Annotated in this window: 12 protein-coding genes; 3 read left to right on the forward strand and 9 right to left on the reverse strand. The window is 62.9% G+C overall.

Features of this window, described 5'->3' with window-relative positions:
- Position 1 precedes the first annotated feature (1 nt).
- The 5 genes from lepA to rpoE form a co-directional block, all read right to left on the reverse strand.
- The gene (lepA, locus tag MRBLPB4O_RS22500) at positions 2-1,801 is read right to left on the reverse strand and encodes a translation elongation factor 4 (protein ID WP_016498174.1); all 1,800 of its coding nucleotides are present in this window, start codon (positions 1,799-1,801) and stop codon (positions 2-4) included.
- Between the two features lie 182 nt (positions 1,802-1,983).
- On the reverse strand, positions 1,984-3,417 hold the full coding sequence (locus tag MRBLPB4O_RS22505) for a DegQ family serine endoprotease (protein ID WP_341796644.1): 1,434 nt from the start codon (positions 3,415-3,417) through the stop codon (positions 1,984-1,986).
- Positions 3,418-3,593: 176 nt separating this feature from the next.
- Positions 3,594-4,559, reverse strand: coding sequence for a MucB/RseB C-terminal domain-containing protein (locus tag MRBLPB4O_RS22510; RefSeq protein WP_341796645.1), 966 nt, complete (start codon positions 4,557-4,559; stop codon positions 3,594-3,596).
- Between the two features lie 8 nt (positions 4,560-4,567).
- Positions 4,568-5,164, reverse strand: a complete 597-nt coding sequence (locus MRBLPB4O_RS22515; protein WP_341796646.1) for an RseA family anti-sigma factor — start codon at positions 5,162-5,164, stop codon at positions 4,568-4,570.
- Positions 5,165-5,195: 31 nt separating this feature from the next.
- On the reverse strand, positions 5,196-5,777 hold the full coding sequence (gene rpoE / locus MRBLPB4O_RS22520; RefSeq protein ID WP_003252049.1) for an RNA polymerase sigma factor RpoE: 582 nt from the start codon (positions 5,775-5,777) through the stop codon (positions 5,196-5,198).
- 444 nt (positions 5,778-6,221) lie between these two features.
- Between rpoE and nadB the strand changes: the two genes are divergently transcribed.
- A complete protein-coding gene (gene nadB / locus MRBLPB4O_RS22525) occupies positions 6,222-7,826 on the forward strand; it encodes an L-aspartate oxidase (RefSeq protein ID WP_241799942.1) in 1,605 nt (534 codons plus the stop codon).
- Positions 7,827-8,101: 275 nt separating this feature from the next.
- Here the strand turns inward: nadB and MRBLPB4O_RS22530 are convergent, their stop codons facing one another.
- A complete protein-coding gene (locus tag MRBLPB4O_RS22530; RefSeq protein ID WP_341796647.1) occupies positions 8,102-8,566 on the reverse strand; it encodes a protein YgfX in 465 nt (154 codons plus the stop codon).
- Positions 8,550-8,804: a succinate dehydrogenase assembly factor 2 gene (locus tag MRBLPB4O_RS22535; protein ID WP_016498168.1), complete on the reverse strand. Its 255-nt coding sequence runs from the start codon at positions 8,802-8,804 to the stop codon at positions 8,550-8,552. Before MRBLPB4O_RS22535 ends, MRBLPB4O_RS22530 begins: the two co-directional genes overlap by 17 nt.
- Before the next feature lie 133 nt (positions 8,805-8,937).
- Between MRBLPB4O_RS22535 and MRBLPB4O_RS22540 the strand changes: the two genes are divergently transcribed.
- Positions 8,938-9,879: a folate-binding protein YgfZ gene (locus MRBLPB4O_RS22540; protein WP_341796648.1), complete on the forward strand. Its 942-nt coding sequence runs from the start codon at positions 8,938-8,940 to the stop codon at positions 9,877-9,879.
- Between the two features lie 55 nt (positions 9,880-9,934).
- Positions 9,935-10,741 carry an HDOD domain-containing protein gene (locus MRBLPB4O_RS22545; protein ID WP_341796649.1) on the forward strand — a complete coding sequence of 269 codons (807 nt, stop codon included), beginning with the start codon at positions 9,935-9,937 and terminating at the stop codon, positions 10,739-10,741.
- A gap of 109 nt (positions 10,742-10,850) precedes the next feature.
- Here the strand turns inward: MRBLPB4O_RS22545 and MRBLPB4O_RS22550 are convergent, their stop codons facing one another.
- Entirely contained in the window at positions 10,851-12,230 is a 1,380-nt protein-coding gene (locus MRBLPB4O_RS22550; RefSeq protein ID WP_016488836.1) for a sensor histidine kinase, read from the reverse strand.
- The gene (locus MRBLPB4O_RS22555) at positions 12,223-12,894 is read right to left on the reverse strand and encodes a response regulator (protein WP_016498165.1); all 672 of its coding nucleotides are present in this window, start codon (positions 12,892-12,894) and stop codon (positions 12,223-12,225) included. The genes MRBLPB4O_RS22550 and MRBLPB4O_RS22555 overlap by 8 nt, the downstream gene beginning before the upstream one ends.
- Positions 12,895-12,904 lie beyond the last annotated feature (10 nt).

Consider the following 12,904-nt stretch of genomic DNA (forward strand, 5'->3'; position numbering starts at 1 on the left):
CCTAGCTATCCAACCTGAGCACGGCGAGGAAGGCTTCTTGTGGAATTTCCACGTTGCCTACCTGTTTCATGCGTTTCTTACCGGCCTTCTGCTTCTCCAGCAGTTTCTTCTTACGGCTGACGTCACCACCGTAGCACTTGGCCAGTACGTTCTTTCTGAGCGCCTTGACGGTTGTCCGCGCGATGATCTGGCCGCCAATGGCTGCCTGGATCGCCACGTCGAACATCTGCCGAGGGATCAGTTCCTTCATCTTCTCGGTCAACGCACGGCCTTTGTAGGCCGCGTTGTCGCGGTGCACGATCAATGCCAGGGCATCGACCTTGTCGCCGTTGATCAGTACGTCCAGTTTGACCAGGTTGGCCGACTGGTAGCGATCAAAATGATAATCCAGCGAAGCATAGCCGCGGCTGGTGGACTTGAGACGGTCGAAGAAGTCCAGGACCACTTCGTTCATCGGCATGTCGTAACGCACCTGCACCTGGCTGCCGAGGAACTGCATGTCGCGCTGCACGCCACGCTTCTCGATGCACAGGGTGATGACGTTACCCAGGTGTTCCTGCGGCACCAGGATGGTCGCCGTGACGATCGGCTCGCGGAAGTCGGTCACAGCCGAGACATCCGGCAGTTTTGACGGGTTATCGACGATGATGGTTTCGCCGGTCTTCAGCTCGAGCTCGTAGATCACGCTCGGTGCGGTGGTAATCAGGTCCAGGTCGTATTCGCGCTCCAGGCGCTCCTGGATGATCTCCATGTGCAGCATGCCGAGGAAACCGCAACGGAAGCCGAAGCCCAGGGCGTCGGAGCTTTCCGGCATGTACTGCAGCGACGAGTCGTTGAGGGTGAGCTTCTGCAATGCGTCGCGGAAGTCTTCGAAGTCGTCGGAGCTGACCGGGAACAGGCCGGCGTAGACCTGCGGCTGGATTTTCTTGAAGCCCGCCAGCACTTCGACCTCGGGGGTCGAGGACAAGGTCAGGGTGTCACCCACCGGCGCACCGTGGATGTCTTTGATGCTGGCGATGATGAAGCCTACTTCGCCGGCTTTCAGATCAGCGGTCTGGGTATGTTTCGGGGTGAACACACCCACGCTGTCGACCAGGTGCACCTTGCCGGTGGACTTGACCAGAATCTTGTCGCCCTTCTTGACGCGGCCCTGACGCACACGCACCAGCGAGACCACGCCCAGGTAGTTGTCGAACCAGGAGTCGATGATCAGCGCCTGCAGGGGCGCGTCGATTTCGCCTACAGGCGCGGGGATGGTGTGCACCAGGCGCTCGAGCACCTCGTCTACGCCCATGCCGCTCTTGGCGCTACAGGCCACGGCGTCGGTGGCGTCGATGCCGATGATCTTCTCGATCTCGTCCTTGACGCGGTCCGGGTCGGCCTGGGGCAGGTCCATCTTGTTCAGGACCGGCATGACTTCCAGGCCCTGCTCGATGGCGGTGTAGCAGTTGGCAACGGACTGGGCTTCAACGCCTTGGCCAGCGTCCACCACCAGCAGTGCGCCTTCACAGGCCGCCAGCGAGCGCGAGACTTCGTAGGTGAAGTCGACGTGGCCGGGGGTGTCGATGAAGTTCAGCTGGTAGGTCTTGCCGTCTTGCGCCTTGTAGTGAAGCGTGACGCTGTGGGCTTTGATGGTAATCCCGCGTTCGCGCTCCAGGTCCATCGAATCAAGCACCTGGGCTTCCATTTCGCGCGCCGACAGGCCACCGCACATCTGGATGAAACGGTCGGCCAGCGTCGACTTGCCATGGTCGATGTGGGCGATGATGGAGAAATTGCGGATATGACTCAAATCACTCACGGGTCAACACTCGAAAAGGCTGCGAGCCGGGACGCCCGCCGAAAAATAGCCGGGAATTGTACCTCAAGCAGCAGGGATATGGGAGATTCCTCTATCGGGCTGTACCGCGCTTTGGCGCCCGCAATTGTGAATTTTCATGAAAAAGGGCAGCCGTAGCTGCCCTTTCCTGCCTGCAAAACCGCTTATTCAGCGAGCTTGAAGGTGATGAAGCTGGCACGCCCCTGACGCAGCACGCGCATGGACACCGAGCGGTTCTTCGGCAGTTCCTTGGCGATTTCGGTGAATTCCTTGGCCGAACCGATAGCCTGGTTGTTCAGGTGACTGATGACGTCACCCGGGCGCAGGCCGATCATCGCTGCCGGGCCATCCTGCACTTCCTTGATAACCACGCCGCCTTTGAGTTCGAGGGACTTTTTCTGCTCGGCGGTCAGGTCGGCCACCGAAACGCCCAGGCGGTTGCTGCTACGCTCGGCGCTGCCTTGGGCACCGGCACCGATGTCGGCATCGTCATCCGGCATCGCGCCGACACCCACATCCAGAGTCTGGCGCTTGCCGTTGCGGATGATCTCCAGCTTGGCCTTTTCGCCGTCCTTGAGGCTACCGACCAGGTGCGGCAGGTCGGCCGACATGACGATCGGCTGGCCGTTCATGCTCAGGATCACGTCACCCACCTGCAGGCCACCTTTGGCTGCCGGGCCGTCTTCCAGCACCTGGGCCACCAGCGCACCCGCCGGCTTGTCCAGGCCGAAGGATTCAGCCAGGTCCTTGTTGACCTCCTGAATCACCACGCCCAGCCAGCCGCGGCTGACCTTGCCGTCTTTCTTCAACTGGTTGGACACATCGATCGCCACATCGATCGGGATGGCGAACGACAGGCCCATGAAGCCGCCAGAACGGGTGAAGATCTGCGAGTTGATACCCACCACTTCGCCCTTCATGTTGAACAGCGGGCCGCCCGAGTTACCCGGGTTGATGGCCACGTCGGTCTGGATGAACGGCACATAGGTCTCGTTGGGCAGCGTGCGGCCCTTGGCGCTGACGATACCTTTGGTCACCGAATGGTCGAAGCCGAACGGCGAACCGATGGCCAGCACCCACTCGCCCACCTTGAGCTTCTCGGAATCACCCAGCTTCACGATCGGCAGGTTCTTGCCTTCGACCTTGAGCAGGGCCACGTCGGTGCGCGGGTCGGTGCCGACCAGCTTGGCCTGCAGCTCGCTGCGGTCCGACAGGCGGACAATGATTTCGTCGGCGTCGGCCACCACGTGGTTATTGGTCAGCACATAACCATCGCTGGAAATGATGAAGCCCGAACCGAGCGATTGCGCCTCACGCTGACGGTCGCCACGCGGCGAGGGCGGCTGCTGCGGCATGTTGCGCTCGAAGAATTCGCGGAACATCGGCGGCAGGCCTTCCAGGTCCGGCATCTGCCCAGCGGCAACGCGACGGTCCGGCAGCTTCTGCTTGGTACTGATGTTGACCACTGCCGGCGAGGCCTGCTCTACCAGCGTGGTGAAGTCGGGCAGGGCTTCCTCGGCCTGGGCGGTGAGCACCTGGCCGAGCATGAGCACGGCGGCGAACATCGATAGGTAGGATTTCAAGCGTGGTGTTGACATACGACTCCCGTCACAACGAGCGGTAGTTTAGAAAGGCCCCTGCACAAAGCAGGAAAGGCCAGACTCCAAGAAGCCTGACCTATAAAAAATTTGCCAGTAGATTGCAAATGACAATGCTTTAATTTCATTTCAGGCGCATATCCATTCGCCTTCGCATGGCCCGCAAAAGCGCACCATTACTGGCGCGCCTGGGCATCCTGAGGGCGCATCGACAATGCGACGCGTTCTGCCGTACCCAGCGGAATTTCGCCGACCACGGTGACGATCACCTTGCCCTTGGGCGTGTTCAGGCGCCGCGAAACCGCCGATGTCGGGCCAAGCTGGGTACGCACATCGGTCCCGGCATCGTCCTTCACGGGTTCAAGGAACACCGAGAAGCGCGCCAGGCCATCATCGTACATCAGGCTACTGACCGTGCTGTCACGCTTGGGGTCACGCCGTACCGAGCTGTTGACCAGCTCGAACCCTGGCGGGAGCCAGTCCGAGCGCCAGCCGGCGACACTGTCACTGCTGGCAGGGGCAACACGCTGCACCGGCTTGCAGGAAGCACTGGGGCGCAGGTCATCGTCGCTGGGCGGCTTGGTGGTATCGAGGCGAGTCATCTGGAAGCGCTCCAGCAACTGCCCTTTGTCGTTGAGCATCAACGAGCGAAGCGGCAGGCCAGTGTTGCGATCCAGGTGCAGTTCGAAGGCATAGCGGTGCTGGTCGCGGGGAGTGAGCGTCACGATCACGGCATCGCGCCCGGCGACCCGTGACTTGCCCGCCACGCTCAAATCGTACCAGCCCATCAGTTTCAGCGGATCAAGCACACGCTGAGCAGCATCCGCAGGAGTAGTCACACCGCTGACCAACGCCCCACTGACGCACTCCACCTTGCCATCCACGCGCAGGATTTCCTGGGCGGCGCCATCAAGCTGCAGCAGCCGCTCGCTGACCTTGCCGTCATCGACCCTGTGCCAGATATCGTGGGAAGAGAAGCTACCGTTGCGTTCGTAGACGAACGAGCCCTTATAACTCTGCTTTTGCTCGGCTTGTGCCAGCTTGCCAAGCCACTCGCTCGCTTGGGGCGAGGAGTTGGCTGCCAATACCGGCACAGTCATGCAGCTGCCAATCAGCAGCGACAGAAGAGGTAGCGCGCGCATGATCCTCCTTACTTAGCGGGGTTTCCCATGCTGGCGGCACGGGCGTACGGCAGGGCAGTCTCAGTGCCTTGGAGCGCGGACTCCTGGGCATGCTGACGCAGATAGCCCGGCAGACGCTGATCCCAGCCGGCCTGGTTTTGCAGCACACCGTTGGCCATCGGACCGGTCGGTTGCTCACTGCTTTCACTATAGCCTGCCAACACCGCCGGACCCCGAGTCTGAGGCATGCTCAGGCCCTGTTGTGCAGGCTGCTGCGAAGCCAGCTCGGCGCCGGTGATCTCGTCCTGGTTGTACATCCGCACGCCTGCCAGCACCGCAACGGTGACCGAGGCGGCGACCGCCAGGCGAGCGACGCTGCGCCATGGGCCCTTGTTGACCTTGGCCGGCACGGCTTCGTCAGCCAGCGCCGCAGACACCGCCGAGGCGATATCAAGGTTGGGCAGCAGCAGCTCCTTGTGCATGGCTGCACGCGCTACTTGGTAACGCGACCAGGTGGCACGGGTTTCGGCATCGTCTACGGCGCTCAGCACCCGACGCAGTTCCAGTTCGTCCGCTTCGTTATCCATCACCGCGGACAGCGATTCCTGCAAAGCTTCACGACTCATGGCGGTTCCTCTCTTGGCTGTCGCCGCTGTCTCAGGTTTCCTGCAACAACGGCTGCAGGGCTTTATCTATGGCCTCCCGAGCGCGGAAGATTCGAGAGCGCACGGTACCCACCGGACATTGCATGACACTGGCAATGTCTTCGTAACTCAGCCCGTCGAACTCGCGCAGGGTCAACGCCGTACGCAGGTCTTCGGGCAGTTGCTGGATGGTGCGATGGACGGTGCCTTCGATTTCATCCCGCAACAACGAGCGCTCTGGGGACTCGAGATCCTTGAGGCCATGATCGCCGTCATAAAACTCCGCATCCTCGGAGCTCACATCGCTGTCTGGCGGCCGTCTTCCACGGGACACCAGGTAGTTCTTCGCCGTGTTGATGGCGATGCGGTACAGCCAGGTATAAAACGCACTGTCACCGCGGAAATTGCCAAGCGCACGGTAGGCCTTGATAAAGGCTTCCTGTGCTACATCCTGGGCCTCGTGGGTATCGTGAACGAACCGCACGATCAACCCGAGAATCTTGTGCTGATACTTCAGCACCAACAGATCGAACGCTCGCCTGTCACCGCGCTGCACGCGCTCGACAAGCTGCTGATCCTCTTCCTGGGTTAGCATGAACACTCCTCAGTGAACTCGAAGGAGCGGTGCAACACCCATCGATCAGGCTTGCAACCATAGACTCGGGCTTTACGCAAAAGTTCTCCCCTCCAAGCAAGTTTCCTGCAGCCCTTGGTCGGCTGGCACGGAAGACGTGGCGCGGTCACGGCCGGCTACGTCGATAATCAGGTTTCGAATACGCCGGGACAGCCCGGACAGGCCTGCAACCCTGCGTCGCCGCGGCAAATTGTGACGTGCGGGCAACCTTCATAGGATTTCCGGCCATATCGGAAAGTTCCCACAAAGGTTGCCGCGCGCCTCGGTAAGTGGCCAAGTGGCATGGAAATTGGCCACCTCGGGCTGCTATAAAGGCAACCTGGCCAAGTTTAACGATAGTTTCACAATGCCATCTGCGCGTGACTATTGTGCCGCGCCCTCTCTAAAGATTACTAGTGTCCCGACATGAGCCAACAATTCCAACATGATGTCCTGGTGATCGGCAGCGGTGCCGCCGGTCTCAGCCTGGCACTGAACCTTCCCAGCCACCTGCGCGTTGCCGTGCTCAGCAAGGGCGACCTGGCCAACGGCTCGACCTTCTGGGCCCAAGGTGGCGTCGCGGCGGTGCTGGACAATACCGATACCGTGCAGTCGCATGTCGAGGACACCCTCAATGCCGGCGGCGGCCTGTGCCATGAAGATGCAGTGCGGTTTACCGTCGAACACAGCCGCGAAGCCATCCAGTGGCTGATCGAGCAAGGGGTGCCCTTTACCCGCGACGAGCACTCCAGCGTTGACGATGGCGGCTTTGAATTCCACCTCACCCGTGAGGGCGGCCATAGCCACCGACGCATCATCCACGCCGCCGACGCCACCGGCGCAGCCATATTCACCACGCTGCTGGAACAGGCGCGCCGACGCCCGAACATCCAGCTGCTGGAGCAACGCGTGGCGGTCGACCTGATCACCGAACGCCGCCTGGGCCTGCCGGGCGAGCGTTGCCTGGGCGCCTACGTGCTCGACCGCAACACCGGTGAGGTGGACACCTTCGGCGCGCGCTTCACCGTGCTGGCCACCGGCGGTGCAGCCAAGGTCTACCTCTACACCAGCAACCCCGATGGCGCCTGCGGTGACGGCATCGCCATGGCCTGGCGGGCGGGCTGCCGGGTGGCGAACCTGGAATTCAACCAGTTCCATCCGACCTGCCTGTACCACCCGCAGGCCAAGAGCTTCCTGATCACCGAAGCACTGCGCGGTGAAGGTGCGCTGCTGCGCCTGCCCAATGGCGAGCGCTTCATGCCACGCTTCGACCCGCGCGAAGAGCTGGCCCCGCGCGACATCGTGGCCCGCGCCATCGACCACGAGATGAAGCGCCTGGGCGTGGACTGCGTGTACCTGGACATCACCCACAAGCCGGCCGATTTCATCATGGGCCACTTCCCCACCGTGTACGAGCGCTGCCTGGCCTTTGGCATCGACATTACCCGCCAGCCGATCCCGGTCGTACCGGCGGCGCACTACACCTGTGGCGGGGTGATGGTCGATGATCGCGGCCACACCGATGTGCCAGGCTTGTACGCCATCGGCGAAACCAGCTTCACCGGCCTGCACGGTGCCAACCGCATGGCCAGCAACTCGCTGCTGGAATGCTTTGTCTATGGCCGTGCCGCCGCTGCCGACATCGAGGCGCATCTGGAACACGTGTCCATGCCCACGGCGCTGCCGGGGTGGGATGCCAGCCAGGTCACCGACTCGGACGAAGACGTGATCATCGCGCACAACTGGGACGAGCTGCGGCGCTTCATGTGGGACTACGTGGGTATCGTGCGTACCAGCAAGCGCCTACAGCGCGCCCAGCACCGCATTCGCCTGCTGCTGGATGAAATCGACGAGTTCTACAGCAACTACAAGGTCAGCCGCGACCTGATCGAACTGCGCAACCTGGCGCAGGTGGCCGAACTGATGATCCTGTCGGCCATGCAGCGCAAGGAAAGCCGTGGCTTGCATTACACACTGGATTACCCGGGGATGCTGGACGAAGCCAAGGACACCATCCTCAGTCCGCTTTGAAAACGGTAGCGCTCGGGAGATCGAGCGCCGCCCGCGCGGCGCTTCGCAGCACAAGGCTGCTCCTACATCTGTTTCGGGCCAATTATTTCTGTGAGATTTGCGCGCGAACGCCTTGGAACACGGCTCGATATCGCGTCGTTCAAACAAGGAGGTCGCGCGCGTCTGCCACAGGCGATACTGGCGCGAAACAAATGTAGGAGCAGCCTTGTGCTGCGAAGCGCCGCACGGGTGGCGCTCGATCTCACAGGCGCTGAACCTGCTACGGCGAACACCTGTCAGCCCCGACTCGCCCCCACCTCAGCCCACCTGCGCCGGCTGAACTTCAGCCGCACCCGCAAGCGCCGATGTTCATCCGCCCCCAGCGCATCCTGCGGTATGCACTGGCTCTGCCCCATCCATCGCCCCGCCCGCTCAAAGCGCAACACCACCAGCCGCGGCAACGCCACGCTGTCCCGGCACAATCGCACCGGTTGCCAGCCACGGGCACGGCAGAACACCTGCCAGCCGCGCACATCACGGCGCAGGCCGACAACGGCATGCTCATGGGTCAACAGGATTCGTCGGGGAATGGCACAGCCAGCGTGGGCGATACAGGCGGCGACAACAGAAAAGGAGAGCCAATCAGGCAACGGGCTCGCCCACACGGCAAGCCACGCCAGCACCTGGCAACCCAGGTAGGCCGCTAGCAGCAGGCGCGAGCCTTGCCAGCGGCACTCGAAACACTCACTTGGGCTGGACACGGTCCAGGATGATGCGGACCATGCGTTGCAGCTCCGGGTCTTCGGACTCGGTGCGCTCCATGAACCAGCCGAACATGTCCTGGTCCTCGCAGCTCAACAGACGCACGTACAGTTCGCGGTCGGTCTCGTTGAGGGTGGAGTAGACTTCCTGGGTGAAAGGCACCAGCAGTACGTCCAGTTCCAGCATGCCGCGGCGGCTATGCCAGAAAAGCCGGTTGAGTTCAGTTTGTTCGACCATGGGGCCCTCCTCGAATGGCCCGCCAGTATACAGCCCGGCGAGCGCAGCGACACCGGGCGTTGGTCTAGTCACCTACCTATTTTGTTACCGGCGTTCTATGATGGCCGCCAGTCTTTAGCCACCGCGATGACCCATGGCCGATTCCGCTTTCTTCTGCCCCCTGTCCCACGAGGGCATCCTCGCCGTCCGCGGCTCCGATGCAGGCAAGTTCCTGCAAGGCCAGCTGACCTGCAACATCAACTACCTCAGCCAGGAACACGCCAGCCTGGGCGCCCGCTGCATGGTCAAGGGGCGCATGCAATCGAGCTTCCGCATCTTGCCCGAAGGCAACGGCTACCTGCTGGCCATGGCCAGCGAACTGCTTGAGGCGCAACTGGCCGACCTGAAGAAATACGCTGTATTTTCCAAGGCCACGCTGACTGATGAAAGCGCCGCCTGGGCACGCTTTGGTCTGCAAGGCGGTGACGCTGCGCTGCTGGCACTGGGTCTCGACGTGCCCGAAGGCGCCGGCAGTACCGTGCGCCATGAAGGCCTGATCGCCATTACCGTGTCCGAGGGGCGTGTGGAGCTGTGGGTACCGGCGGAAAACGCCGACACGGTACGCCAGGCCCTCGCCGGCGCCCTGCCTGAAGGCAGCCTGAACGACTGGCTGCTTGGGCAGGTGCGTGCCGGTATCGGCCAGGTCATGGGGCCGACCCGTGAGTTGTTCATCCCGCAGATGATCAACCTGCAGGCCGTCGACGGCGTGAGCTTCAAGAAAGGTTGCTACACCGGCCAGGAAATCGTTGCCCGCATGCAGTACCTGGGCAAGCTCAAACGCCGCCAGTACCGCCTGGCACTGGACCAGCAGGCCATTCCGGCCCCAGGTGCCGAGATCTTCTCGCCCACCCATGGTTCCTCGGTCGGTGAAGTGGTCATTGCTGCCGGCAACGGCGCCGGCTGTGAACTCCTCGCGGTGCTCAGCGCCGACGCGGTGGCAGACGACAACCTGCACCTGGGCAGCCTCGAAGGCCCGCGCCTGCAGGTGCTGACCCTGCCCTACGAACTGGACCGCGACCGGGAAATCCAGCGCTGACCAGCCTGCCCCGCCACCGTGGCGGGGCCGCACCACCACTGCGGTAGACACGCCCATGAACAAGCTGGCCGAGATGGTTCAAGCACAGTTGCTCAATGCCATCGAAAAGGATGATCTGGTCTTGCCGACCCTGCCCGAGGTTGCCTTGAGCATCCGTGAGGCGGCGGAAGACAGCGAGATCAGCGTAGCGGCCCTGAGCAAGGTGATCGGTCGCGACGCGGCCCTTTCAGCGCGCCTGATCAAGGTGGTCAACAGCCCGCTGCTGCGCGCGGCGGTCGAGGTCACCGACTTGCATACCGCCATCACGCGGCTGGGTATCAACTACAGCTGCAATTTGGCCATCGGCCTGGTGATCGAGCAGATTTTCCATGCCCGCTCACCGGCGGTTGAACAGAAGCTTCGCGATATCTGGACCAACAGCCTGGAAGTGGCAGGCATCAGCTACGAAATCTGCCGTCGCTATACCCAGCTCAAGCCTGAACAGGCCACTTTGGGCGGCTTGGTCAACCAGATCGGCGCCTTGCCGGTGCTGATCTATGCCGAAGAGCACAACGAGCTGTTGTCCGACCCGGTTTGCCTGCACTACGTGATCGAGCAGATCCAGCCAGTGCTGGGGGACAAGATCCTCAAGGCCTGGGAGTTTCCGGAGCAGTTGATCAAGTTGCCGAGCCAGGTTCAGGACCTGGACCGGCAGACCGACAAGGTCGACTACATCGACATCGTGCAGATCGCCCGCTGCATCAGCCAGCGTGGCCGCCATCGGCCGTTGGCGGCACTGCCGGCGTACCGCCATCTTGGGCTGCCGTTCGGTACAGAGCTGGAAGTGGATGAACTGCTCGAGGCGCGGAGCATGTTGCGCTGACGTGCCTCAGCCTGTGCCGGCCCTTTCGCAGCACAAGGCTGCTCCTACAGGAATGTACATTACCTGTGGGAGCGGGTTTACCCGCGAAGAGGCAGGTACAGGCAACACATCAATCGGCAATAAAACTTACACGCACCCGCAACCCGCCCTTCTCGCCATCATGCAGGCTTACCTGCGCCAGGTGCGCCCGGCAGATCTCGCCGACAATCGCCAGGCCAAGCCCGCTACCCTGCGCACTGCGCCGGTAGAACCGCTCGAACACCCGCTCACGTTCAGCCTCGGGAATGCCCGGGCCGTCATCCTCCACCTCCAGCACAGCCGGCGCCACTACCCGCAAGATCACATTGCCCCCCGCTGGCGTATGTGCCAGGGCGTTGTCCACCAGGTTGCTCAACAGCTCGTTGAGCAGCGTCGGCTCACCCTTGAGCCATACAGGGGCCTCGGCCTCCAGGGCCAGCGCCACCCCTCGCTTGTGCGCCAAAGGCGCCATGGCCATGCCCAGCTCACGGGCCAGCTGACTCAGGTCCAGGCGCTGCGCACCGCCTTCGGCAATCGCCCGTGCACCGTTTTCAACCCGCGCCAGCGACAACAACTGGTTGGCCAGATGGGTCAGCTTGTCGGTGCCCTGGGCCGCAGATTCCAAGGTCTGCCGCCACTCCTGCGGCTCGGAAGAGCGCAACCCCAGCTCGACCCGAGCCTTCAAGGCCGCCAGCGGCGTACGCAGTTCATGGGCGGCATCGGCAATGAACTGTGCCTGGCGCTCGAACTGGCCGCGCAAACGCTCGGTAAAGTGGTTCAAGGCCCGCACCAGTGGGCTGAGCTCACGCTGCACCTGCACCACCGGCAGCGCCCGCAGATCATCCGGTTGGCGCTCCTCTACCGCCGTGCGCAGGCGCTCCAGCGGCCGCAACGCCGCGCTCACGGCAAACCACACCATTACCAGCGCTCCCAGCGCCAGCATGCCAAGGCGCAGCAGGGTGTCGGCCATCAACCCACGGGCCATGCGCACCCGCGCCTCCTCAGTCTCGGCCACACGGATTTCTGCCATGCCGTTCATGTTCGGCTCGCTCACTGCCTTCAGCAGGCTGACGACGCGCACGTCCTGACCCAGGTAGGTGGCGTTGTAGAACCGCGCCAAGGCCGGATAGTCATCAGTACGTGGCGTACCGGGTGGCGGCGGTGGCAGGTTCTCGTAGCCGGAAATCAGCCGCTGCTTGATGTCCAGCACCTGGTAGTAGATACGCCCGGCACTGTCGTAGGCGAAGGTGTCCAGCGCCACGTAGGGCACATCCGCGCTCAGCGAGCCGTCACGCTGCGAAAGCCCGGCGGCGATGGTTCGTGCCGAGGCCAGCAGGGTGCGGTCGTAGGCCGTGTCGGCGGCTTCGCGGCCGTTCCAGTAGGCACTCAGGCCGCTGGCCAGCATCAGCACCACCAGCAGCAAGGCCAGGTTGCCCAGCAGTCGCCCGCGCAGGCTGCCGTTGTCACGCATCGCGGTGCTCTAGCAGGTAGCCCAGGCCGCGGAAGGTGACGATGGCCACCGGGTGGCCGTCGAGCTTCTTGCGCAGGCGGTGGATGTAGATCTCGATGGCGTCGGGGCTGGCTTCTTCGTCCAGGCCGAATACCTGGGCAGCCAGTTGCTCCTTGCTCATCACCCGGCCTGGGCGGGCGATCAGCGCTTCCAGCACGCTTTGCTCGCGCGAGGTCAGGGTCAGGTTGTCGTCGCCCAGGGCGAAGCGCCGGGTATCCAGGTCGTAGACCAGCGGCCCGCAACGTTGCTGGCGCTCACCACCTAGCACACTGCGGCGCAGCAAGGCTTTGACCCGTGCTTCCAGCTCGGTCAGCTCGAACGGTTTGGCCAGGTAGTCGTCGGCCCCCAGGTTCAGGCCATGGACACGGTCCTTGACGTCACTGCGGGCAGTCAGCATCAGCACCGGCACGGTCTTGCCACGGCCGCGCAGGCGCGCCAGTACCTCGAAGCCGTCCATGCGTGGCAAGCCGACATCCAGCACGACCACGGCGTATTCCTCGCTAGCCAGGGCCAGGTCGGCGGCCACGCCGTCATGCAGCACATCCACAGTCAGGCCGTGGCTTTTCAAGGCCTGGGCCACGCTTTCGGCCAGTTGCAGGTGGTCTTCGACCAGCAGCACACGCATCGGTTTCTCC

Source organism: Pseudomonas sp. LPB4.O, assembly GCF_038383825.1.
GTDB classification, from domain to species: Bacteria; Pseudomonadota; Gammaproteobacteria; order Pseudomonadales; family Pseudomonadaceae; genus Aquipseudomonas; species Aquipseudomonas putida.

Bases quoted from the DNA above. Each gene is read 5' to 3' on its own strand.
- MRBLPB4O_RS22515 (WP_341796646.1), bottom strand. From the start codon at position 5,164: ATGAGTCGTGAAGCTTTGCAGGAATCGCTGTCCGCGGTGATGGATAAC.
- MRBLPB4O_RS22540 (WP_341796648.1), top strand. From the start codon at position 8,938: ATGGCCGATTCCGCTTTCTTCTGCCCCCTGTCCCACGAGGGCATCCTC.
- MRBLPB4O_RS22545 (WP_341796649.1), top strand. From the start codon at position 9,935: ATGAACAAGCTGGCCGAGATGGTTCAAGCACAGTTGCTCAATGCCATC.
- MRBLPB4O_RS22510 (WP_341796645.1), bottom strand. From the start codon at position 4,559: ATGCGCGCGCTACCTCTTCTGTCGCTGCTGATTGGCAGCTGCATGACT.
- rpoE (WP_003252049.1), bottom strand. From the start codon at position 5,777: ATGCTAACCCAGGAAGAGGATCAGCAGCTTGTCGAGCGCGTGCAGCGC.
- MRBLPB4O_RS22550 (WP_016488836.1), bottom strand. From the start codon at position 12,230: ATGCGTGACAACGGCAGCCTGCGCGGGCGACTGCTGGGCAACCTGGCC.
- MRBLPB4O_RS22555 (WP_016498165.1), bottom strand. From the start codon at position 12,894: ATGCGTGTGCTGCTGGTCGAAGACCACCTGCAACTGGCCGAAAGCGTG.
- MRBLPB4O_RS22505 (WP_341796644.1), bottom strand. From the start codon at position 3,417: ATGTCAACACCACGCTTGAAATCCTACCTATCGATGTTCGCCGCCGTG.
- nadB (WP_241799942.1), top strand. From the start codon at position 6,222: ATGAGCCAACAATTCCAACATGATGTCCTGGTGATCGGCAGCGGTGCC.
- MRBLPB4O_RS22535 (WP_016498168.1), bottom strand. From the start codon at position 8,804: ATGGTCGAACAAACTGAACTCAACCGGCTTTTCTGGCATAGCCGCCGC.